The sequence below is a fragment of the Endozoicomonas sp. Z74 genome (assembly GCF_057680865.1).
The window spans coordinates 1-23,254 of record NZ_JBLYZI010000016.1 but is presented as its reverse complement, the minus strand read 5'-3'; the positions used below and the strand labels follow the sequence as shown (position 1 = coordinate 23,254).

Sequence of the window (23,254 nt, the reverse complement as noted above, 5' to 3'; positions counted from 1 at the left end):
CTTTTTATCAGTAGACGGTTCCGCAGACAAGCCCTGAGGGGGCCTGGACAGCTATATGTCATTTTTAAAGATAAATATAATTTTAAATTACTTTACCGAATATCAGTCTGATATATAGTCCGTATTATGAGCAATAAAGTCGAGGCGACGATCTTGGATATGTCACATACGTCACAGGTTTTTCAGGATAACTCTCAATCCATAGGGAATACCCCGCTGATCAAGCTGAACCGGCTGGCAAATGGCCGTCATGTCTATGTGAAAATGGAGTCACGGAACCCGGCCAACAGCGTCAAGTGTCGTATCGGTGCCAGTATGGTCTGGGATGCGGAGCGTTCAGGAAAACTGAAGTCTGGCATGGAGTTGATTGAGCCCACCAGTGGCAATACCGGTATTGCCCTGGCCTTTGTGGCGGCTTCTCGGGGTATTCCCCTGACTCTGACCATGCCAGCTTCCATGAGCCTGGAACGACGCAAGGTGATGAAAGCTCTGGGAGCCAGCCTGATATTGACTGAACCCGCCAAAGGCATGCCCGGCGCCATCGCCAGGGCAAAGGAACTGGCAGAAGAAAATCCCGATAAATATGTGCTGCTGCAGCAATTCGAAAATCCTGCCAACCCCCGTATTCATGAAGAAACCACTGGGCCGGAAATCTGGAATGCCCTGGAAGGGGCGGTGGATGTGTTTGTGGCGGGGGTTGGAACCGGCGGCACTATCTCCGGTGTTTCCCGGTACATCAAAGAGATCCAGGGTCGGAAAATCCGTTCTGTTGCGGTTGAGCCCAGTGCCTCGCCCGTGATCAGCCAGACCCTGGCCGGACAAGAGGTGAAACCCGCCCCCCACAAAATTCAGGGCATTGGTGCCGGTTTTATTCCGGTTAACCTGGATATGAGCCTGGTGGACCAGGTGGAGCAGGTGAGTAATGAAGAGGCCATGGAAATGGCTCATCGTCTGATGAAGGAAGAGGGTATTCTGGCGGGTATTTCCGGTGGTGCAGCCGTGGCTGCAGCGCTCAGGGTGGCTGCCCAGCCCGGTAATCAAGATAAGAACATTGTTACGATTCTTCCGGATTCCGGCGAGCGCTATCTGTCAACGGCACTGTTTGAAGGTGTGTTTTCCGAGCAGGAAACGGTGCAATAACATAAGCAGGGGGCAGCGGTTGGAAGTCGCTGCCCCAGTTGAGTAAATTGAAATATACCTGATGCTCATAATGCCCTGATGAATTCCCAAGCCTTCCTTGTTATTGCATTCATTATTTTCTTATGGTCATGAAAGCCAGTTTGGTCAATAGCTTTGTGAATGGAAGCTTATATTAAATAATTCTTTCCTGTTAATTGGCTTGATCCTTATTGTTTTTTATCAATAGTTGGCTCTTTTTTCCCTGTTGGGAAAAATGCTTTCAAAAGCCAGAGGGCTGCCGATAACGCTATGGACAAGAATTCAGTGATATGAGAGTCTGTCATAGTATGTGCCTGTTGTCTGTATTGGCACATTCACGTTTCATGCGCAGGGAGTCGCGCTAAACCAGAAAAACAGTCAGAGCTTTCCATGCAAAAAAGGACTTTGTACATAGGCAATCTTGCCTATACCGCTGTTGAAGAAGATCTTGAACAGGCGTTTGAGGCCTTTGGTGAAATCGAGGATATAAAACTGATGAGGGACCGGGAAACCGGACGCTCAAGAGGTTTTGCCTTTATTACCTTTGAAAAAGAATCCGAGTCGGAAGCGGCCAAGGTGATGGACGGAAAAGAAGTGGCCGGACGGCCGATCCGGGTCAACGAGGCTCGGGAAAAGCAGTCGGATTCCCGGCCCCGACAAAAGCGTAACTATTGAATCGTCGGTAGTGACGCTTTTGTCCGCAAACCGGTTTCTGTTATCCGATTGAACCCGTCCTGAATTCCCACTACCGCCATCCAACGGCAGTGAGTATCAGGCAGGGGCTTGCTTCGCTTATCTGGCTCTCATGTTACAGGGCGGGAGCCGGGCTGCGTCCTGCTTCACTGTTTTCCAGTGCTTCTCCCCGGGCCACCAGGCGGGCAATGACCCTGGACAGCGCCAGTGTGATGACGGCCATCACCACGGCCAGTATGGCCAGGTTAAAGAAATAGCCGGTGTAGACGCCTTCAATAATTTCAGTGGTCAGTACCTGATCTTTCGGCAGGGCTATCCGGGTGGAGATCACGGCTGCCAGAATACCACTCAGGGACAGGGCCACTGAACGAAGTCCCATGGCAAAGGCAGAAAGGTGTTTGGGCACCATTTCAAAAATAAAGCCGGCTCCCAGGGCGCCTACAATCAACTCGGCAATGGCCTGGAAGAAGTGGACAGAGATAATCCATTCTGCAGCTATCTTGCCATTTTCCCCCACATGCAAGGTAGACATTCCGAGAAGGGCAAAAGCAATGGCTGAAAACACAAAGGCAATGGCAAACTTGGTCGGGATGGAGGGGGAAATCCCCCGCTTTTCCAGCCAGCTATAGACATAGATCACCGGGCCACCCAACAGGAAACACCAGAGGGGGTTAAAGGCGGAATTGGATTCCGGCTTGAAGGGAATGACTCCAAAGATATGGTCATTCATCAGGTTGATGGCATAGATGTTCATGGAAGTATTCATCTGGCCATAGTAAAAGTAAAAAGTAATCAGAATAAAGATGGCAATCAGCACTCCGCACATCTTGAATTTATAAGCAGCGCTGGCCCGGGTGATTTCAAAGATGAAATAACCGATGGCCAGAGCTCCCAGGCTGTATAACAGATATTTGCCTTCATCCAGATTGGCAAAGACCCAGTAAACCAAAGCCAGCATCATGATCGATCCGACAAGAAACAGGCTCCAGACGGTGATGCTCACAGGCCGCTGGTCAATTGAGTTACCGACAATGGCCAATTGTTTTCTGAAAATAAAGAAAAGCACCATATTAATGGCCATTAATGTTCCGGAAATAAAGAAATTCCCCTGGTAACCCGCATAGACAACAATAAAGGGGAAGAGGTAGCGGGCGGAAAAAGAACCCAGGTTATTGATGGAGTAATTAATGGTTAATGCCTGTTGAAACACGCCGCGCTGGTCATCAGGAAAAGACTGTCCCAGCAATACGGTGGGGCTGGTGGCCGAAAGTCCCCTGGCATAGCCAATCAGGGCTATGGAAAAAATACTGACGGGAATATTAAGGGTGGATGCCCCGATACCCAGCAGGAAAAAGCCAAGGGTATAAACGGAGTAGCCGATATAAACCGCCCGGAAGGAGCCAATATAGCGGTCAGCAACAAAGCCTCCCACCGCCGAAAATACCGGACCTACGGCGCCAAAGGCGCCCAGCATCATAATCGTATCCGCTTCACTGTAATTAAGCTCAATAAGAAAATATTTGGTGAGAAGAACATACGTTCCATAATAAGCGGCTCCCCAAAGTAACTGACGAAAGATAAGTACCCTGGCAGTCAGAGGGAAACGAGGGCTTGAGGCCTGCACGGCAAAACTCCTTGGCGATTCTGATCGATTTGGCTGCGGCCCCTGAATAGCTGGCTGTTGAACTGTCGGAGAGATTGGTGTGAAAACAACAATGACGTCTTCTGGCAGAGCGAAATCAGTGGTGATGATCAGCGGGCTTGCTGCAGCGATGTTGACGTTACAACAGGGAGGGTGGGCAAATATTGACTTGCACCAATAGACGACAGTTATTTTTTATTGAACGTGTTTTTTCTGACCTGGGGCAAAAAAAACCAGGCAGTAGCGGCTTATGCTTCAAAAGCCGCTTCCAGTAGCTCCCGGGTGTAGGGTTCTCTGGGCTGGTGGAATATCTGCCCGGTTGACCCCTGTTCGACAATTTCCCCGGAGCGCATGACCAGGATGCGGTGACTCATGGCTTTTACCACGGCCAGGTCGTGGCTGATAAAGACATAGCTCAGGTTGTATTTCTTCTGGAGGGTTCTGAGCAGCTCAATAATTTGTGACTGGACGGTTCTGTCCAGGGCGGAAGTGGGCTCATCGAGAATCATCAGTCTGGGTTTGAGGACCAGTGCCCGGGCGATGGAAATACGCTGTCGCTGTCCGCCGGAGAATTCATGGGGATACCGGTGTCGGGAGTCCGGATCCAGCCCTACGTCCCTGAGCGCTTCGAGTATTTGCTGTTCCCGGTCATGGTTGCTGGCCAGCTTATGAATGTCGAGCCCTTCGCCAATGATTTCCGCTACCGTCATTCTGGGGCTCAGGCTGCCATAAGGGTCCTGGAAGACAATCTGCATTTCCCGGCGGTAAGGTCTGAATTCCTGTTGGTTTAATCCATCTACAGCCTGGCCGTCAAAGTGAACAGACCCTTTACAGGTCTGCAGTTTCAGCAGGGCCAGGCCCAGAGTGGTTTTGCCGGAACCGGATTCACCCACAATCCCGAGGGTTTCCCCCTGGCGGATGGTCAGGGAAAGGTCGGTGACGGCCTTGATATGGCCCACGGTTTTTTTAAAAAAACCTTTTTTGATCGGAAACCAGACCCGGATGTCCTTACCCTCCAGAAGACAGGGAGCCTGATCAGGCAGTGACTGAGGCTCTCCGCCAGGTTCGGCATTTAAAAGGTCGATGGTGTAAGGGTGCTGAGGGTTGGCAAATACGGTTTCGGTGACCCCCTGCTCAACCAGGGTTCCGTCTTTCATGACGCAGATCCGGTCAGAGACATGGCGGATCAGGTTAAGGTCATGGCTGATAAAGAGAATGGCCATGCCCAGTTTCTGTTGAAGTTCCCCCAGCAGCCCAAGAATCTGTCTCTGAACCGTCACATCCAGTGCGGTGGTGGGCTCATCGGCGATCAGAAGATCCGGCTCACAGGCCAGGGCCATGGCGATCATGGCCCGCTGCCGCTGCCCCCCTGACAGTTCATGGGGGTAGGACTTGAGCCGGTTTCGGGCATCCCGGATACCCACCAGTTCCAGCAGCTCAAGGGCGCGCGCTGAAGCGGCGGAATTCTGCATGCCCCTATGAATCCCCAGCACTTCACAGATTTGCTTTTCGATGGTGTGCAATGGGTTGAGGGCGGTCATGGGTTCCTGAAACACCATGCTGACTTTGTGACCACGAATAGTGCGCATCCGGTCTTTGGAGAACCCCAGAAGTTCTTGATCTTCCAGCTGGATGCTCCCGGTGCACCGGGCATTTTCAGGCAGCAGCTGGAGTATGCTCAGGGCGGTGATGGATTTTCCGGAGCCGGATTCCCCCACCAGTCCCAGGGTTTCCCCCCGGTTCAGGGAAAAGCTGACATCGCGCACGGCCTCTTGCTGCTCCTCGCCCTGCTGAAAGCAGATGTTCAGATGGCGGATGTCCAGCAGTTTTTCCGAAAAGGTTTCCGACGACTTTTCCAAAAAGGATCTGTCCATGAATAGGGCTCTCTAACTGGAATAGTATTTTCTGGGGTCGAAGGCATCCCGGCAGGCTTCGCCGATAAACACCAGCAGGGTCAGCATAATGGACATCACCATAAATGCAGTGATTCCAAGCCAGGGTGCCTGCAGGTTGTTTTTACCCTGGGCGATGAGTTCTCCCAGTGAAGGGGAACCCGCCGGTAACCCAAAGCCCAGAAAATCAAGGGAGGTCAGGGTGGTGATGGCTCCGGTGAGAATAAATGGCATAAAGGTAATAGTGGCCACCATGGCATTGGGGAGTATATGGACAAACATTAACCGGCCATTGCCCATGCCCAGCGCTCTGGCGGCCCGGACGTATTCGAGATTCCGACCCCGGAGAAATTCAGCCCTAACCACATCCACCAGGGTCATCCACTGAAATAGCAGCATGATGCCCAGCAGCCACCAGAAGCCCGGTTCCACAAAACTGGAGAGGATGATCAGCAGGTAGAGACTGGGCATACCGGACCAGATTTCAATAAACCGTTGCCCGAACAGATCGATTCTGCCACCGTAAAAACCCTGTAATGCCCCGACTGCCACACCGATCAGGGTGCTGAAAAAGGTCAGGGCCAGTCCGAACAGCACCGAAATCCGGAACCCATAGATGACCCGTGCCAGCACATCCCGGCCCTGGTCATCGGTGCCCAGAAGGTTCTCAGTGGTGGGGGCCGCCGGGGCTATCCGGGCATAATTGATGGTGTCATAGCTGTAACGGATAGGAGGCCAGAGCATCCATCCTCTGGCATTAATCAGATCCTTTGCAAAGTCCTGACGGTAATCCATCTCCAGTTCAAAATCCCCGCCGAAGGTGGTTTCCGGGTAGGTCACCAGGGCTGGAAAATACAGGCCGCCGTCGTAGTAAACCAGCAGGGGTTTGTCATTGGCCACCACTTCCGCCAGCAGGGTAATGGTAAACAGGATGGAAAAGATCCATAACGACACATACCCGCGCCGGTTGCTCTTAAAGTTTTGCCAGCGGCGCTGGTTCAGAGGGTTCAGCTTAAGGGTGATCATTCAGCGTCAGTCCCTGGCCTCAAAATCAATACGGGGGTCCACCGCTACGTAGGTCAGGTCACCAATCAGCTTGATGCCCATGCCCAGCAGCGTAAAAATATAAAGGGAGCCAAACACCACCGGATAGTCCCGGTTGATGGCAGCTTCGTATCCTAGCAGCCCCAGCCCATCGAGAGAGAATATGATCTCAATCAGCAGGGAGCTGGTAAACAGAATGCCGATCAGGGCCGCCGGGAAGCCGGATATAACCAGCAGCATGGCGTTGCGGAAAACATGTCCGTACAGCACCCCCTTATCATCCAGCCCCTTGGCCCTGGCGGTCTGGACATATTGCTTGTGAATTTCATCCAGAAACGAATTCTTGGTCAGCATGGTGAGGGTGGCAAAGCCGCTGATCACCATGCAGATAATGGGCAGCACCATGTGCCAGGCATAATCCATCAATTTGCCCAGGGTGGAAAGCTCATCAAAGTTATCGGATACCAGGCCCCGCAGAGGGAAAATATTCCAATAGCTGCCCCCGGCAAACAAGACAATCAGCAGGATCGCCAGCAGGAAGCTGGGAATGGCATAACCGGTGGTGATGATGGCGCTGGACCAGATATCCAGGCGGCTGCCATGGGCGATGGCTTTGCGGATGCCCAGGGGAATGGAGATCAGGTAAATCAGCAGGGTACTCCACAACCCCAGGGAGATGGAGACGGGCAGTTTTTCCTTGATCAGGTCCACCACTTTGGCATCCCGGAAAAAGGAGTCCCCGAAATCGAAGGTCAGATAATTGCCGATCATCTGAAAGAAGCGTTCATGGGCTGGCTTATCGAAGCCGTACAGCTTTTCGATGTCTTTGATCAGCTCCGGGTCCAGGCCCCGGCGTCCCCGGTATTCACCGGTTTCGTCCAGGCTCATCTGCTGCACCTCGGCATTGCTGGAGCCCCCGATCCGGCTGATGGCGTTGACTTCAAACCCCTCCAGCTTGGCAATCATCTGTTCCACGGGGCCGCCGGGTGCAGCCTGGATAATCAGAAAGTTGACCAGCATGATGCCAAACAGGGTCGGAATCATCAGCGCCAGTCGGCGCAGGATATAGCTGGTCATGAACGCTTCCTGTGTTTCATTGTGTTTCCCCCGGGTGGATGAAATGAAGGGTGAATCAAGGCTGCTTTTTCCGCCGTATCCACCAGAACAGTGCTACCAGGAACAGAGCCAGGGCTGGATAAACCCATGGGTTGACGGCTTTCTGGTTATCCGATGATTCATCCGTATCAGACGCTATCGCTTTAGCCGGTTTATCTTCAATCCACCAGCTGTACAGGTCTGAACCGTAGAGCGCTTCTGTTTGAGGCTTGACCAGTTTGCTGGAGTGGACAATGCGCTCATAGGGATAGTACCACTGGGGAATCAGGTACTCTCCCCAGAGCAGTACCCGGTCTAGGGCTTTGACGGCCGTGATCAGTTCTTCGCGGCTTCCGGCATCAACCACATTGTCGATCATTGCGTCCACCACGGGGTTTTTTATTCCCATGTAATTGCGGCTCCCGTGAGTGTCCGCCGCCTGGCTGCCCCAGAATCCCCGCTGCTCATTGCCGGGAGAGGCGGACTGGCCATATCCCACCACAATCATGTCGTAATCAAAACTGCGGATCCGGTTGATGTACTGGGACATGTCAACGGTGCGGATATCCAGGTCAATGCCCAGTTGTTCCAGGTTTTTCTTGAAGGGCAGAGCGACCCGCTCCAGAGAGGGTTGAGTCAGTAATAACTCGATCTTGAAAGGTTGACCTTTCTGGTCGACCAGCTTTCCCTGGTCCATTGACCAGCCCGCTTTCTTAAGTAAAGGAAGAGCCTGGCGAATCTGGGAGCGGAAACTGCCCGAACCGTCCGTTTCTGGAATGGAATAAGGCTCTTTAAAAAGCTGGGGGGGCAGCTGTTCACGCCAGGGTTCAAGCAGCTTCAGTTCATCCCCCTGGGGAGTGCCGGAGGCCTCCATTTCGGAATTGCCAAAATAGCTTTTGGATCGAATGTAGCTGCTGTAAAACAGGTTCCGGTTCAACCACTCAAAGTCCATGGCATAAGAAAGGGCTTTTCGGGTGTTGATGTCCTGAAAAACAGGTCGGCGAAGATTAAAGGCAAACCCCTGAATAGGTGCCGGGTTTCGGGTGGGAATGGTGTCAAGAATGAGCCGGCCGTCTTTCACAGCGGGGACATCATAGGCCGTAGCCCAGTTTTTTGCGATGTACTCCATCCGGAAATCATACTCTCCCGCTTTCAATGCCTGCAGGGCAATATTGGCATCCCGGTAATAGTCATATCGAATGGAGTCAAAGTTATTGCGCCCGACATTGACCGGAAGATCTTTTGCCCAGTAATTCGTTACCCGGCTATAGGTAATGCTTTTGCCATTATCGACACTTTCAATCTGGTACGGGCCACTTCCAAGGGGAGGGGCCAGGCTGGAAGAAGAAAAGTCATTTTCCGGTTTTTCCCAGAAGTGTTTTGGCAGCACGGGAAGTTCCGCAAGAATGAAGGGCAGCTCCGGGTTGCCGGTGTGCTTGAAATTGAACCGGACTTTTTTCGGGGAGAGAACCTCTACGGTCTCTACATCGGAGTAGTAACTCCGGTAAAAAGGGTGGCCTTTTTCGGTCAGTAATTGGAAGGTGTATTTCACATCGTCTGCGGTGATGGGAATACCGTCATGGAATCGGGCCTGGTCGTTAAGGATGAAGGTGATGTTGCTGTTGTCTTGTGCTCTTTGTGCCGCCTTTGCTACCAAGGGGTACATGGAAAAGGGCTCGTCATGGCTTTTTGTCATCAGTGTGTCGTACAAAAGTCCAATGCCGGCAACAGGGGTTCCTTTATTGGTATAGGGGTTCAGAGTATCAAAGGTTCCGTTGCCCGCCATTCTTAGCAAGCCTCCCTTTGGTGCATCCGGATTGACGTAATTAAAATGCCTGAAGGGCTTTCCAGGGGTTCCATATTTAGCTGTTCCATGCAGGGTCATGCTGGTCAAGAGGGCACTTTCCATTCTGCTTTCCCCGGAATCAGGCGGGGTACTGGCCCTGGCGAGGCTGCTCAGGGACAGGCTGAGAGCAAGGGTAAGCAGGGAGGTTTTCAGGGTGCCGTGGGCTGATCGCATCATAGGGGGCCGCTAGTACAAGACAGTCTTGTCTGAATCCTGGTTATAGACAATAGCTCTAATATAGACGCAACGGGTACCTGCTGTTAAGTACTAACCGCAACTCGGCCGCCAGCGGTCGTCGTATCTTTTCATCTTGTTTACATAGCAGAGTTATCAACTGGGTAAACCTTACTTACTTGTCCTTTGTCGTTCATGTCAACTGTCGGCGTTTTTGTTTTTTCACAGAGACAAAGATGGATAGTCGTAAAGTTACGGATGACCTTTGTAGGACAAGAGTGGTAGTTTTGCATTCGGAAAAAATGAACGGCCGTTCGTCCAAATTCACTAAACTCAACTCTATTGGCTGCTTGAAGTTTCATGATCTCTTTATCCAGGAAAATAGTACTGACCCTGTGTTCGCTTCTTTTTTCGGCTGCAGTGGCAGCCGGGTCAAGCCCGATGAAAAGTGTTTCCGTCTCCGGGCATTCGGCACCGCACCAGCCTGTGCTAATTCAGGGCCCGATGCCTATTGAGGCGGAATATTTTGCTGGGAAACTCTCCAACGTCCGGGTAGAAAGTACCGGTAATTTTACCTTTTACATTGGCACGCTTGATGGTTATCCGGTGATTGTTTCCAAAACGGGCAAGGGCTTGGAAAACACTGCTGCCGCCACCGCCATTGCTATTGAGCGATATAAGCCCAGGGCGATCATCAATCAGGGCACATCAGGTGGTCACGACCCATCCCTGAATGTTGGGGATATTGTTCTGGGTAAACGTACAGTCAACCATGGCAACCTTAAAACCCCCGTCAGGAAGAAAGGGCAAGGCAGTGATCCCATGAGCTGGATCCCCATGGATATTATGGCTTCAGAAGGCAGCGCCGGTGAAAATGCCGATGCTGAAAAAATTCGTTATTACGAAGGGAGCCCTGAATTGCTGAAAGCGGCGAATGAGGTCAAGGGTCAGTACCAGCGAGGCAAAGTGGTGGAGGGCACCATTGCCTCTGCCAATTTCTGGAACAGTGAAGTGGACCGGATAAACTGGTTGAACCGTAACCTTGGTTCCAGTGTTGAAGAGATGGAGGGAGCATCCGCTGCAATGATGGCTGAAGCCTATAAGATTCCCATGCTGGGCATCCGGGTTCTATCCAACAATATCACCAATGGCGGCCAGTACGATCCAACCACTGCAGAGGACTGCCAGGCGTTTGTGATCAAGGTGGTTCGTCAATATATTGCAAATATCGGCTAAGTCCTTCCCACTCCTGTCATTGATAAAAACGCCCTGAGAAGAAGTCATTGCTGACTTCTTCTCCGTTTTTTTTGGCTTTCACTGTCCCACCACCAGGTGCTCAGTCCGTTTTCATAGAGCGGGGCGATGTCCGGATGTTTCAGGCCTGGCCGGTAGATCATTGGCCAGTAGGGCAGGTACCACTGGGGGATGACCGCATAGTGCTAGAGAACGACCCGGTCAATGGCCCGGGTGATTTGGGTCAGTTCTGAACGGGTGGAAGCATGGATGGCTTTTTCAATAAGCTTGTCCAGGGCTGGGAGCTTGATGCCACTGATGTTCTGTCCGGCCTCACTGTCGGCACTGGCGCTGCCCCAGAAGTTTTTCAACTCCGTGCCCGGTGTAATGCTGGGATAAAAGCCATGGATGACCATATCGAAGTCAAACTTTCTGAGGCGGTTAATGTACTGGGAAGTGTCGATCGTGCTGACGTTCACTTTGATGCCCAGCTCTGCCAGGTTACGGGCAAAAGGCACCACAAAGCGTTCGAATTCCGGTTGTGACAGCAGAATTTCAAAGCTCATTGGGCTTCCTGTAGCGCCATGAACCAGACGGTTGCCTTTCAGTTGCCAGCCGGCCTCAAGCAGGAGCTGGTGAGCCGCCACTTTGTTGTTTCTCCAGTTGCCGCTACCATCGGTTTGTGTGGGTTTCCAGGTTTCTCTGAAGAGCTCTGGTGGCAGTTCATCTCTCCAGGGTTTGAGCAGGGCCTGTTCCCGGGCTGAGGGAGGTGCGGTGGCGGCCAGCTCCGAATTGGAAAACAGGCTGTAGGCCTGATGATACATGCCATAAAACAGCTGACGGTTAAACCACTGGAAGTCCAGGCCCAGAGAGATGGCCTGGCGGACCTTTCGACTTTGAAAAACCGGTTTTCTGAGGTTAAAGACAAACGCCCGCATTCCCAGGGTTTTGTTGGGGATTTTTTCCTGAATGAGCGAAGCCTGTCCGGGCGACAAGTGCTGATAGCCCTGGGACCAGTTTCTCGGATTGGCATCCATGCGCAGGTCAAAAGCACCCTTTTTAAAGGCCTCCATGGCCACACTGTCATCCCGGAAATAATCAATGCGCACTTCATCAAAGTTATGTCGCCCTTTATTGACGGGCAGCTCGGCAGCCCAGTAGTCCCTGACCCGCTGATAAGTCACATGATGACCTGCTGAGAAGTCTTTGATCTTGTAAGGGCCGCTGGCCAGGGGAGGCCTGAGGGAGGCACTGGCAAGGTCATTTTCCTCCCGTTGCCAGAAATGGCTCGGCAGTACCCGTAGCTGGGACAGTCGAAGCACAAGGCTCCTGCTTGGCGGCCGGTTGAATTGAAAAACAACCCTTTTCCTGCTGGTAGCTGTAACCGATGTAATGTCTGCGTAGAGATGGCGGTAATGGGGTGGGCCTTTTTTTCTCAGGGTCTCGAAGGTGTATACCACATCGTCTGCCGTTATTGGTGTCCCATCATGAAAGCGGGCTTCAGGATGAATCCGGTAGGCCACCCACTGGAAATTATCCGGGTACTCAATCTTTTCCGCCACAAGGCCATAAACGGTATAGGGTTCATCCCCGGCCTTGACCATCAAGGGGTCATAAAGAAAGTAGCTGTCTTCAGCCCAGTTCCCTTTGGGGGCAAAGGTATTAAAGGTATCAAAGGTGCCTATGGCGCCCTTGCGCAGGGTGCCGCCTTTGGGAGCGTTGGGATTGGCATAATTGAAGTGTGAAAAGCCTTCGGGGTAGGCCGGGGTGTCATGAAAGCTGAGCCCATGGCTGATGGTTCTATTTTCCGCGTTCAGGCTGCAGGCCACCAGTACCAGCATGGCTCCCCAGGAGAATATGGCTGCCCGTTTTTGCATAATTTCTTCCTTATTGACGCTCTGTGCAATTGCACCGGCCATCCCTGACCTTCTGAACAGCGTACTTACCGGCCGGGTTGGTACCACCAGGTACTTAAATCCAGGGCGTAAGGGGCGTGATGCTTCGGGTGGGTGAGTTGTTGTTTATGAATCATCGACCATCTGGGCTGAAACCACAGCGGCAGGCTGAAATGATGCCAGAGCAGTACCCGGTCCATGGCCCTGACCATGGCGATCAGCTCTTCACGGGAACGGGCTTCGGGGATCACTCTGGTCAGATGATCAATAACGGGCAGTCTGGCTCCGGCTACGTTGCGGGTACCGTGCTGGTCCACGGTGGCTGAACCCCATAGGCTGGCCTGCTCCGTCCCGGGGGAGGGGGTATGGGGAAAGGTGTGCAGAACGATGTCGAAATCCTGGCTACGTACCCGCTCGATGTACTGGGCGACATCGACGGTTCTCAGGTGGAGTGTGATGCCCATGGTTTCCAGGGATTTCTGTACCGGGATCAGAATGCGCTCCTGTTCCGGGTTGGAGAGCAGGACCTCCAGTTCCAGGGGTTTGCCCTGGGCATTGACCTGTTTGTTGTTGCGGATGCGCCATCCCGCTTCTTTCAGTAATGTCAGGGCTTTGCTTTTACGTTCACGGCGTGTGAGTCCGGGTTCCCCTCCCGGTGGTTGCCAGGGCTGCTTGAACAGTTCAGGAGGCAGCTCTTTTTTCCAGGGAGCCAGCAGGTCCCTTTCAATCTGGGTGGGGATTCCGGAAGAAGCCAGTTCGGTGCCCGCAAAAAAACTGGCAGCCCTGCTGTACATGCCATGGAACTGGTGCTGATTGATCCAGTCAAAGTCGACCCCGTAACCCAGCGCTTTCCGGACCCGGATATCCTGCAGCAGAGGTTTACGGGTGTTGTAAGTGATGGTCAGGGTCTGGGGGTTATGGTCGGGCAATTGTTCCCGGACCAGCTGGTGGGCTTTCAGGGAATCATCGCTGATCTGGTCGTGCCAGACCCTTGGGTCGGTAACCAGTTTGAAGTCGTACTCCCCCTTCTGGAGCGCCTCAACCATGACATTGCTGTTCCGGTAGTATTCGTATTGCATGCGATCGAAGTTATGGCGTCCCCGGTTAACGGCAAGGCCTTTTCCCCAGTAGTTCTCTACCCTGGCAAAGGTGATGGATCGGCCTGGGTCGATTTTTACCGGCTTATAGGGGCCACTGGTTACCGGGATTTCCAGGCCGGGAGAGGAAAAGTCCCTTGTTTCCCAGTAGTGCTTTGGCAGCACTGGCATCTGACCCAGAATCAGTGGCAGCTCCCGGTTCTGGTTATTGTTGAACAGAAACAGCGCCCGGTGGCGGCTGGTGACATCGACCCGTTCGATATCCCGGTAAAAGTGTTTGTAGAAGGCGGACCCTTTTTCCCTGAGCAGGTCGAAGCTGTATTTAACATCTTCGGCGGTGACCGGGTGGCCATCGTGGAAACGGGCGGCTGGATTAATATGAAACGCCACCCAGTGGTTGTCGGGACCCAGCTCAATTTTCTCGGCAATCAGGCCGTACTTGGTCAGAGGTTCATCCCAGGAGCGGGCCAGCAGAGTGTCGTACATCAGATGGCTGCCTGCGGCGGAGGTTCCCCGGTCAATGTAGGGGGTAAGGCTGTCAAAATGGCCGATCACTCCCTGACGGAGCTCCCCCCCTTTGGGGGCATCGGGGTTGGCATAGCCAAAGTGCCGGAAACCGGCTGGATACTTGGGCTGGCCATACAGGCTGATGGCGTGGCGGAGGGGCGCTCTTTCTTCAGAGGGAGGATGACTCTGGGAGGCGTTTGACAACAAGGGCACCTGAAACAGGCAGAGTAAGCAAATGCCTATAGCGAAAGAAAAAGATTTTGCCCCTCTCTCACCCGTAAATGAGGAAGCAAAATGTTTTTCAAGGTCAACAATACCCGGCAGTTCTCTTATTGTTTGGGGAAGTTTCATTCAGAAAATATCCTCATGTATGACCATAAACCAGCCGTTGCCCAGATAATGAAGCTTTTATTGTATAGCCCTTATCGGCCGGGGTTGCCCGGTTTTTCGACCCACCAGGTACTGAGACGAAGCCCATAGGGAGGATAATGTCCGGTATTGGCCAGCTTCCGCCACCAGGCCAGGCGGTGCGTCTGGCCATGCCAGTTGGGAATGCCATAGTGTTGCCAGAGCAGGACTCTATCCAGGGCCCGGGTAAGGGTTTCCAGTCCCTGGGGGCTGGTGGCGCTGCTGATGCTTTCCACCAGGGCGTCAACCGCCGGGTCCCTGAGGCCCATAAGGCTCCTGCTGTCCTGGGAGCTGGCCTTGCTGGAGTGATAAAAATCCTTCAGCTCCCCGCCGGGCAGATAGTGCAGTGGGTAAACATACTGGGTAAGGTCAAAGTCGTGCTGTTGAAGGCGCCGGTAATACTGGCTCAAATCGAGCCGTTTGAACTCAAGCTCAATACCGATGGATTTGAGGTTTCTGGCAAAGGGGAGAATCACCCGGTCCAGGGTGCCCGAGTAGTGGATGAACTGAAGTTGCATTGGCCGCCCAGTGTCTTTATGAACCAGTTTTTTCTCTTTCAGGTGCCACCCGGCCTTCTGAAGTAAAGAAAGCGCCTGCTGTCTCTGGGGCTGGATATGGCCGTCCCCCAGGGTTTCCGGAAGCTGAAAGGGGGTTGTGAACAGCTCCGGCGGGAGTTGACGGGCAAAAGGCTTTAACCACTCCTTTTCCTGTTCTGAAGGAGGTTGCTGGCTGGCAACCGGATCCCCCGGGAAGTAGCTTCTGGTGCGCTGGTAGGCGTTCTGGAAAATCACCCGACGGGTCCAGTTCCAGTCAAACATCAGGGCAATGGCCTGCCGGACGTTGCGGTTTTGAAGTACCGGGCGTCTCATGTTGTAGACAAAAAAGCGGCGGCCGTAGGGCATTTTGTGACTGATTTCCTGGCGAATCACATCGCCGCTGGAGACAGCATCAAAGTCGTAGCCATCGGCCCAGTTTTTGGCCTGCCCCTCCAGAAAAGCATCGGCTCTTCCTGCCTTGAAGGCCTGGAATGCCATATGCCGATCGCGGTAAAAGTCCAGGGTCACTTTGTCAAAATTGTATTTTCCCCGGTTGATGGGCAGTGCTTTTCCCCAGTAATGATCCACTCTTTCAAATTCCAGCTGATGCCCCTGAGCCACTTTTGTAATCCGGTAGGGGCCGCTGAGCAACGGTGGGTCAAGGCTGGTTTTATTGAAAGGCTTTCCTCGCCAGTAATGTTCTGGCAGCACGGGTAACTCCGACAGATGCAGAGGCAGGGTGAATGAGGCGGTTTTTTTTAAATGAAACACCACATGGTGGGGTGAGGGGGCTTCTACCCTTTCAACCTGATCCATTAAACCGGAAAAGCGACCATGGGGCAGTGCCGCGAGGGTGTTGAAAGAAAAGACGACATCGGCGCTGGTGACCGGGTGGCCATCGTGAAAATAGGCTTCGGGACGCAGTCGGAATTCCAGCAGGGTTCTATCCGAACTCAGGCGGACGGACTTGGCAATCAGGCCGTAAGCTGTGTACAGCTCATCCATGGAGGGGGCATAAATACCGGTTCCCACCATCAGGGGTTCATTGAGCTCACTGACACCATAGAACAGAACGCCGGGAGCCTGGGAAGGTGTGGTTCCCTTCAGGGCATAGGGGTTCAGATTGTTAAAGGTGCCATGGATGGCAAAGCGGACGTGACCCTGTTTTGGGGCATCCGGGTTGACGTAGTTCAGGCTTTGAAAGTCGGCAGGGTATTTTGGGGAGTCGAAAAGACTCAAGGCGTGTTGCCAGGATGCCTCGGGCTCCGCTTTCACTCCGGGAAACCATAGCAGCACCCCGGTGATAACAAGAAAAAGTGGCAGTTTTGTGATCAACAATCAGAGTCTCCACCGGCCGCTATTCCCGGACAGACTCCCAGAATAGCAGCTGGTGGAAGGGATCAGTAGCCCCGGGTTACATTGACAAACAGGGTGACCTTCTGCCCTGGATGGATGTACTTTCCACTCAGGTCGTTGTTCCAGTCCCGGATCTGATTGACTTTGACGTTGAATTTATCGGCAATTTTGGCCAGGGAGTCGCCGGATCTGACCTTGTAGTTGACCTTGCGGACAATGGCGTTTTTGTTCTGACTGCTGGACTTTTTCCAGACCGCCAGTTTCTGGCCAATTTTCAGGGGTTCCCTGGGTGACAGGTTGTTCCAGCGAGCCAGCTCGTTGACACTGACCTGGTATTTTCGGGCAATGGTCCAGAAACTGTCACCGCGCTTTACCCGGTATTCCACTTTGTAGCGGCCACTGATGGAACGGTTCTGCTTGGCCGCCAGACGCTGGCTGGCCGTCAGAGTGTAAGCATCGGCATCTTTGGCCGCCATGGGAATCATCAGTGCCTGGCCAACCCGGATAATCGAGCTGTCCAGTTTGTTGATGTCGGTGATCAGGTCGACACTGGTCCGGTATTTTTTGGCGATTTTATTGAGGCTGTCGCCGGAACGAACCACATAGCGGTTCCATTTCACCCGTTTTTCCGCAGGCAGTGCCGCCAGCTCTTTATTAAATGCTTCCGCCTTGGCAACGGGGACGATCAGCTGGTGAGGGCCTTCCGGGGGGGTTGACCAGCGGTTCAGGCCCGGATTCAGCCGGTAAAGCTGATCCAGGGGAACCCCGGAGAGTTTTGCGGCCTTGGCCATATCCAGCTGGCCGCCGGTTTTCACTTTGGCGAAATGGGGTTTATTGGGAATGGGCTCAAATTCGACGCCGTACTTTTTCGGGTTACGAATGATTTTACCCAGGGCGATCAGCTTTGGCACGTAGGCGGTGGTTTCACTGGGCAGGTCCAATGCCCAGAAACGGGTGGACTTGCCTGCCCGCCGGTTTTTATTAACGGCGTTCTGAACCCGGCCCGGGCCTGAATTGAAGGCGGCCAGAGCCAGTTCCCAGTCATTAAACATGGCGTGGAGACTTTTCATATAATCCAGGGCGGCGCGGGTGGAAGCCACAACATCACGACGCCCGTCGTACCACCAGTTTTGCTGCAGCCCATAGTGGCGCCCGGTGGCCGGCATGAACTGCCATAAGCCTGAAGCGCCGGCATGGGAATAGGCGAAGGGATCAAAGGCGCTTTCTACGATCGGCATCAGGGCCAGTTCAAGGGGCACTTTTCGTGCTTCGGCCTCTTTGACAATGAAGTAGAGATAGGGTTCTGCCCGCTCTGATACCCGGTTGAAGTAGGATTTGTTTCGCTTATACCAGTTGAGTTCCGCCTTGATTCGGGGGTGATCCTGGTCCAGATCCATGGCCAGCCCAGTCCGGATTCTGACCCAGAGGTCGTTCGGCGGGCTCGGTGGCAAGGCTTTTTTAGCCGGCGTCGAGGTGGATGTGTTGCTGGTTTTTGCTATTGCCGCTTTATTACTGGCGGCCGCTTTCGAGCCGGATTCCGCAGCCGCTGTGTCCTTTGCTGGCGCGTCTGAGGGGGCTTCCAGGGTCTGGCAACCGGTCAGAATCGCTGAAAGGGCAATCGTGGCAAACAGACGGCTGGAGCCTGTTGAACCCTGCTTTATGCAACGATGGCCGCTTTTTTTGTGAGCTTTTGTCATAGATCCGGGTCTGAAAGTGGTCAGTTGACGAATTGTACCATTATCAAAAATTATCCTTCCATTCTCGGATTACCCTTAGAATGTCGGCGCAACTGTCTGATTTTGAAGCTCCTCTTTCCTCGGCAGCATGAATAATGGCCGGTGTATGGCAGCGGAGGAAGGGATTGGTTTGCAGCTCGGTGTCAAGGGTCGAGGGAACGGTTGGAGACTGTCGTTTACGCAGGATAGCGGTTTCGTTCAGGCGTTGTTGTAAAAAAATGTTGTCAGGATCAACGGCCATGGCAAACTCCAGATTAGCCTGAGTGTACTCATGGGCACAGAATACCCGGGTATCCCCAGGTAGCTGACTCAACTTTGAAAGCGAGGCATGCATCTGTTCGGGAGTTCCTTCAAACAGACGACCACAGCCGCCAGCAAAAAGGGTGTCGCCACAGAACAGAGCCGGAGGGCTGGTCTCTGTCTCTCTGGTGTAATAGGCAATATGATCCAGAGTATGACCCGGAGTGGCGATGACGGAGAAGGGGATTCCTTCAAGGTCAAAGCTGTCCTTATCCCTTAATGGGTGGGTAATGCCCTGGATGGCCGGGTTATCGGGTCCGTAAACCGGAACCGGGTAGCGGGCACACAGCTTCTCAATACCTCCCGTGTGATCATAGTGATGGTGGGTGATCAATATGCCTGCCAGCTTCAGCGGCTGGTTATCCAGCGTTTTCAGGACGGCGTTGGCATCGCCAGGGTCAACCACCCAGGCCCGCCCTGAGTCGGACCGGCTTATCATCCAGATATAATTGTCATTAAATGCAGGAATGGGAGTAATGGTGACCATGGGGGCAGGGTACCTGTTGCTGGGCGCTGCAATTAATAGCGCTGTTTCTCTGTGCGCTAAAGGCAATGGGCGTTCACGCTTTCCGCTGATGATAAATGAATTCGGTAATCAGGGCTATTTGAACATCTTCGGTTGTTTCACCGGCTGAGGCTTCTGTGAAGGGAAAGGAAAGCAGTAGCGGTAGCCTGAAGCGATAGGATAATATGGTGTTACTAATTGTCCGGGCAAAAAAAGGGGGGCTGTCGGGTTCGGACAGTTTCGGCCTGTCTCTCAGAGAGAATGAGTCGAATGTTATGCTCGAAGGCATAAGTCTGACAGGCTTCTGGAGGCTCCGGTTCAGTGGCTGCAAGATTTAACAGGTTCGCATGATACGATGCTTCAGTAAAAAGGCCAGAACGACACTTGGGGAGCGCCTGGGACATCTGGAACGCTGGTTTTCCACAGACGCAGGCCAGGCTTTGCTCTGTAATGAAAGGACCCTGCTTGAAACGGAACTGAGTACCATATTTGGCTATCACGCCGGGCAGTTTTCGGTGTCCTGTCAGGCAGACCTTCTGGCGACCAGCCCGGTACGTAACCAGTTTATGCTCAGTCCGGTGGTACTGAATAACAGTCCCCAACCGGTTTTGCTGGCAGACCCCCTTGGCTGGCCAGTAGCGCCGGGAAACCTGGATCTTGTGCTATTGCACCATACGCTGGAGATTGTGGACTCACCTCACCGGCTGCTCAGCGAAGCGGCCAATACCATCATTCCGGATGGTAAACTGATCATCATCGGCTTCAACCCATACAGTATTGGCAGTTGTTCCCGCTGGCTGGTACCGGGCCAGAGACGGGCCTTTTCCGGGGCTCATTTTATTGCCCCCTCCAGGCTCCGGGACTGGCTGACCCTGTTGAATTTCAGTGTTGAGAGAGTGGTTTATGGGGGGTATCTGCATCCGGTCAGGCAGTGTATGAGAGGGTTGAGGGGCGATATTCTGGAGCATCGGCTGGAGCAGTTTCAATGGCCGTTTGGTGGCTTTTATATGATGCTTGCGACTCGTCAGACCCCGGGGCTGACCCCGGTGAGAAGAGTGTGGTCCGATGTTCGCCGGCGCTTTGTCGGGCAACCCCTGTCGCGGCCCAGTGCCGGGCGTTATGGCCGGGGCAGGCAGTAACCGCGGTTTGCAGCCCGGATCGAGATTGTTTTTTGGAGAAGATTTTTTGACTAAGCCCGTTGAGCTGTTTACTGATGGTGCCTGCAAAGGCAATCCCGGGCCGGGAGGCTGGGGGGCTCTGTTGCGTTATGGTGATGTGGAGAAGCCGTTGTACGGTGGTGAGCCGGAAACCACCAATAACCGCATGGAACTGCTGGCGGCCATTGAAGGCTTGAAAGCGTTGAAGCGGCCCTGTCGCGTGGTTCTGACGACCGATTCCACCTATGTTCGGGATGGTATTACCAAATGGTTGCCGGGGTGGAAACGGAAAAACTGGAAAACGGCGGCCGGTCAGCCGGTGAAAAACCAGGATCTGTGGCAGTTGCTGGATGAACAGAATCAACGTCATGACGTTGACTGGCGCTGGATCAAGGGGCACGCCGGGCACCGGGAAAATGAGCTGGCTGATCAGCTGGCCTGTAAAGGTGCCGAAGAGCAGATGAAAGGCTGACTTTCTTTATACTGGATACTTTCTTGCTGGGCACTGGCAGTGGTATTGGCTGCTGCCTGAATAGAGCCGGAACGAGATTATGAGACAGATTATTCTGGATACCGAAACCACCGGTATCGACCCCAGGCAGGGGCACCGGATCATTGAGATCGGGTGCGTTGAGATGATTGAGCGTAAGTTGACGGGCAATCATTACCATGTGTACATCAATCCTTGCCGGGTAGTGGAACAGGAAGCCATTGAAGTCCATGGCATCACCAATGAGTTTCTGGAAGACAAGCCGGTTTTCCGGGCCATTGCCGATGAGTTTCTCGACTTTATCAAGGGAGCGGAGCTGATCATTCATAACGCCCCGTTTGATGTGGGTTTTATTGATCATGAGTTTGCGTTACTCAGGGCCGGGCATGGCCGGGTTGAAGATCACTGTTCCGTGATTGACACCCTGGTCATGGCCAGGAAGAAGCACCCAGGGCAGAAGAATAACCTGGACGCTCTGTGTAAGCGCTACTTTATCGATAACTCATCCCGTACCCTGCACGGCGCTTTGCTTGACTCGGAAATCCTGGCCGAAGTCTATCTGGCCATGACCGGTGGTCAGACCGCACTGTCCCTGGGGGCTGACAGTGATGGTCAGGAGGGGGAAGGGGCTGCCGGTGGCAGTCTGATCCGCAGGCTTCCCGGGAACCGGCCACCACTGAAGGTGATTCACCCTACGGAGGATGAGTTGCAGCAGCATCAGGAGAAGCTGGAACAAATCCAGGGGCGTTCAGGGCAGTGCCTGTGGCTGGGTTCTGAGTAATATCCTCTTTATGTCGGGCTTTTTATTGAGATTCAAAGGAGTGGGCTTTGCCTGTTGAACCTGGAAATGAGCAAGCGTCGTCGGTGGCTGTCATTACCGAATATTCCCCCTGTACCGGTTTGAATCCAGCTCTGAACGCCGATCTCTGGTTGGTGGTGCATCAGGGACAGGTGGTTCCAGGCAGTGAACACACCTATCTCTGGGCGGATATTGAGCCTTTGTCTGCTTTTGGGCCAGCGACCTCAATGGTAACGGGCTATTTGCAGGTTCAGGGAAGGTCCCGTGCTGTTGGGGTAGTGGAGATTGATCAGTTGCCTGCCGGCCTGGAGACGGTGTCTGTCAGGCAACTGCTGTTTGAAGCAGAATCATCGGTGTTCCCCCATATCAGCCACAGTCTGCAGATTCTTGCTTCCAGAAAGGATCATGGTTTCTGTGGCCGTTGTGGCAGTCCCAAAACCCCGAAAATGGGGGAGTGGGCAATGGTGTGCCAAAGTTGTGGTCATTCGACTTATCCCAGAATATCTCCCTGTGTAATTGTCATGGTGACCCGGGGCGAAGAGGTGCTGCTGGTCCGGCATCATCGACATGGGCAACACTCCAGGATGCACACGCTGGTGGCAGGGTTTGTGGAGCCTGGAGAAAGTGCCGAAGCGGCGGTACACCGTGAAGTTCAGGAAGAAACAGGCCTGAGTCTTGGTGCTGTGCATTATTGTTTCAGCCAGAGCTGGCCTTTCCCTCATTCCCTGATGCTGGGTTATCACGCTGAGTACCTCAGTGGCGACCTTGTGCTGGAAGAGAAAGAGCTTTGTTTTGGTGGCTGGTTCCACCGGGACGCATTGCCGGAGCTGCCACCAGGCTTCACTATCGCCCGGAAACTGATTGAATATAAAAGATGATATTATCCAATCATATTTCGTGGGTTTTTACCCAACAATCACCTTCGGAGCTGAAGTAATCAGCATCAAACTGCCCAGCAGCACTGCACACTGGGCGGAAAAGGGAGGTGTTTTGGGTTATAAAGCCAGTATGTCATTAACTCCGCATTGTTCGACAAAATCCATATCATGGCTCACCAGCATAAAGCTTCCTTTATAGCTACGAAGCGCTGCTGCCAGGTTAAGTTTGGAATCCAGGTCCAGGTGGTTATCCGGTTCATCCAGTAACAGCAGAGGCTGCTCCTGTTGGTGGCTGACAATCAGCATGGTCAACTTCATGCGTTCCCCTCCACTGATTAGACCTGCCTTTAAATAGACTCTGTCTTTTCTGAAGCCCACCTCTGCCAGCAGGATGCGTGCGTCGGTTTCTGATAAGCCATTGCTTTGTTGCAGCAGATTATCAAGAAGGGAAAGCTCGGAATTCATTACCCCGAAATGCTGATCCAGATAGTACAGAGGTCTATTTATCCTTAACTCACCGGATAAAGGCTGAACCTCATTAAGGAGTGCTTTGAATAAAGTGGATTTCCCGGAGCCATTGGTGCCTTGTACATGGAGCTTGTCCCCTCCGGATAGTTGAAAGTTAATAGGGTGGCCCGTACCGTAGGGCAGGATGCATTGTACTGCACATACCTGTGAGGCTTTATCTGCATTAGTTCAGATCTGATCTGACAATTCCCTCTTCAAAAAAGGGAAGGGTTACCGATTTAGATAGAGGGTGAAATCACTGAAATCTAAATCGTAAAAAGGTAACCCTTATGATTCATACTAATC

General features: G+C 53.1%; 19 protein-coding genes. 8 read left to right on the top strand and 11 right to left on the bottom strand.

The window, feature by feature from the left end; translation table 11 throughout:
- Positions 1-159: 159 nt before the first annotated feature.
- Together cysK and ACNRUY_RS06785 are read left to right on the top strand one after the other, a co-directional pair.
- Entirely contained in the window at positions 160-1,140 is a 981-nt protein-coding gene (cysK, locus tag ACNRUY_RS06790) for a cysteine synthase A (protein WP_488110890.1), read from the top strand.
- A gap of 408 nt (positions 1,141-1,548) precedes the next feature.
- Positions 1,549-1,833 carry an RNA recognition motif domain-containing protein gene (locus ACNRUY_RS06785; RefSeq protein ID WP_488110889.1) on the top strand — a complete coding sequence of 95 codons (285 nt, stop codon included), beginning with the start codon at positions 1,549-1,551 and terminating at the stop codon, positions 1,831-1,833.
- Between the two features lie 133 nt (positions 1,834-1,966).
- On the opposite strand, the gene ACNRUY_RS06780 is transcribed toward ACNRUY_RS06785, so the two are convergent.
- The 5 genes from ACNRUY_RS06780 to ACNRUY_RS06760 all read right to left on the bottom strand — a co-directional run bounded on the left by ACNRUY_RS06780 (position 1,967) and on the right by ACNRUY_RS06760 (position 9,547).
- Positions 1,967-3,550 carry a peptide MFS transporter gene (locus ACNRUY_RS06780; RefSeq protein WP_488110937.1) on the bottom strand — a complete coding sequence of 528 codons (1,584 nt, stop codon included), beginning with the start codon at positions 3,548-3,550 and terminating at the stop codon, positions 1,967-1,969.
- Positions 3,551-3,741: 191 nt separating this feature from the next.
- On the bottom strand, positions 3,742-5,367 hold the full coding sequence (locus ACNRUY_RS06775) for an ABC transporter ATP-binding protein (protein ID WP_488110888.1): 1,626 nt from the start codon (positions 5,365-5,367) through the stop codon (positions 3,742-3,744).
- 12 nt (positions 5,368-5,379) lie between these two features.
- Entirely contained in the window at positions 5,380-6,411 is a 1,032-nt protein-coding gene (locus tag ACNRUY_RS06770; RefSeq protein WP_488110887.1) for an ABC transporter permease, read from the bottom strand.
- Between the two features lie 6 nt (positions 6,412-6,417).
- Complete coding sequence (locus tag ACNRUY_RS06765; RefSeq protein ID WP_488110886.1) at positions 6,418-7,506, bottom strand: microcin C ABC transporter permease YejB; 1,089 nt, start codon at positions 7,504-7,506, stop codon at positions 6,418-6,420.
- A 55-nt stretch (positions 7,507-7,561) separates the two neighbouring features.
- On the bottom strand, positions 7,562-9,547 hold the full coding sequence (locus tag ACNRUY_RS06760) for an extracellular solute-binding protein (RefSeq protein WP_488110885.1): 1,986 nt from the start codon (positions 9,545-9,547) through the stop codon (positions 7,562-7,564).
- 438 nt (positions 9,548-9,985) lie between these two features.
- Between ACNRUY_RS06760 and ACNRUY_RS06755 the strand changes: the two genes are divergently transcribed.
- Entirely contained in the window at positions 9,986-10,780 is a 795-nt protein-coding gene (locus tag ACNRUY_RS06755) for a 5'-methylthioadenosine/S-adenosylhomocysteine nucleosidase (RefSeq protein ID WP_488110884.1), read from the top strand.
- A gap of 203 nt (positions 10,781-10,983) precedes the next feature.
- Here ACNRUY_RS06755 and ACNRUY_RS06750 read toward each other — a convergent pair whose 3' ends face one another.
- The 5 genes from ACNRUY_RS06750 to gloB form a co-directional block, all read right to left on the bottom strand.
- Positions 10,984-12,696 carry an extracellular solute-binding protein gene (locus ACNRUY_RS06750; RefSeq protein WP_488110883.1) on the bottom strand — a complete coding sequence of 571 codons (1,713 nt, stop codon included), beginning with the start codon at positions 12,694-12,696 and terminating at the stop codon, positions 10,984-10,986.
- Positions 12,697-12,719: 23 nt separating this feature from the next.
- Positions 12,720-14,480 (bottom strand): extracellular solute-binding protein, encoded by a 1,761-nt coding sequence (locus ACNRUY_RS06745; protein WP_488110882.1) that lies wholly within the window; start codon positions 14,478-14,480, stop codon positions 12,720-12,722.
- A 218-nt stretch (positions 14,481-14,698) separates the two neighbouring features.
- Positions 14,699-16,558, bottom strand: coding sequence for an extracellular solute-binding protein (locus ACNRUY_RS06740; protein ID WP_488110881.1), 1,860 nt, complete (start codon positions 16,556-16,558; stop codon positions 14,699-14,701).
- A gap of 62 nt (positions 16,559-16,620) precedes the next feature.
- Positions 16,621-18,273: a LysM peptidoglycan-binding domain-containing protein gene (locus tag ACNRUY_RS06735; protein WP_488110880.1), complete on the bottom strand. Its 1,653-nt coding sequence runs from the start codon at positions 18,271-18,273 to the stop codon at positions 16,621-16,623.
- A 43-nt stretch (positions 18,274-18,316) separates the two neighbouring features.
- Positions 18,317-19,099 carry a hydroxyacylglutathione hydrolase gene (gene gloB / locus ACNRUY_RS06730; protein WP_488110879.1) on the bottom strand — a complete coding sequence of 261 codons (783 nt, stop codon included), beginning with the start codon at positions 19,097-19,099 and terminating at the stop codon, positions 18,317-18,319.
- Between gloB and ACNRUY_RS06725 the strand changes: the two genes are divergently transcribed.
- The 5 genes from ACNRUY_RS06725 (at position 19,089) to nudC (ending at position 22,441) form a co-directional block, all read left to right on the top strand.
- Positions 19,089-19,247, top strand: a complete 159-nt coding sequence (locus ACNRUY_RS06725; protein ID WP_488110878.1) for a hypothetical protein — start codon at positions 19,089-19,091, stop codon at positions 19,245-19,247. The two genes, gloB and ACNRUY_RS06725, sit on opposite strands and share 11 nt — an antisense overlap.
- Positions 19,248-19,464: 217 nt before the next feature.
- Positions 19,465-20,256, top strand: coding sequence for a methyltransferase domain-containing protein (locus ACNRUY_RS06720; protein ID WP_488110877.1), 792 nt, complete (start codon positions 19,465-19,467; stop codon positions 20,254-20,256).
- A 46-nt stretch (positions 20,257-20,302) separates the two neighbouring features.
- Positions 20,303-20,746, top strand: coding sequence for a ribonuclease HI (rnhA, locus tag ACNRUY_RS06715; protein WP_488110876.1), 444 nt, complete (start codon positions 20,303-20,305; stop codon positions 20,744-20,746).
- A gap of 79 nt (positions 20,747-20,825) precedes the next feature.
- A complete protein-coding gene (gene dnaQ / locus ACNRUY_RS06710) occupies positions 20,826-21,545 on the top strand; it encodes a DNA polymerase III subunit epsilon (RefSeq protein WP_488110875.1) in 720 nt (239 codons plus the stop codon).
- 47 nt (positions 21,546-21,592) lie between these two features.
- The gene (nudC, locus tag ACNRUY_RS06705) at positions 21,593-22,441 is read left to right on the top strand and encodes an NAD(+) diphosphatase (RefSeq protein ID WP_488110874.1); all 849 of its coding nucleotides are present in this window, start codon (positions 21,593-21,595) and stop codon (positions 22,439-22,441) included.
- A 117-nt stretch (positions 22,442-22,558) separates the two neighbouring features.
- Here nudC and ACNRUY_RS06700 read toward each other — a convergent pair whose 3' ends face one another.
- Positions 22,559-23,068 carry an ATP-binding cassette domain-containing protein gene (locus ACNRUY_RS06700; RefSeq protein WP_488110936.1) on the bottom strand — a complete coding sequence of 170 codons (510 nt, stop codon included), beginning with the start codon at positions 23,066-23,068 and terminating at the stop codon, positions 22,559-22,561.
- Positions 23,069-23,254: the final 186 nt, after the last annotated feature.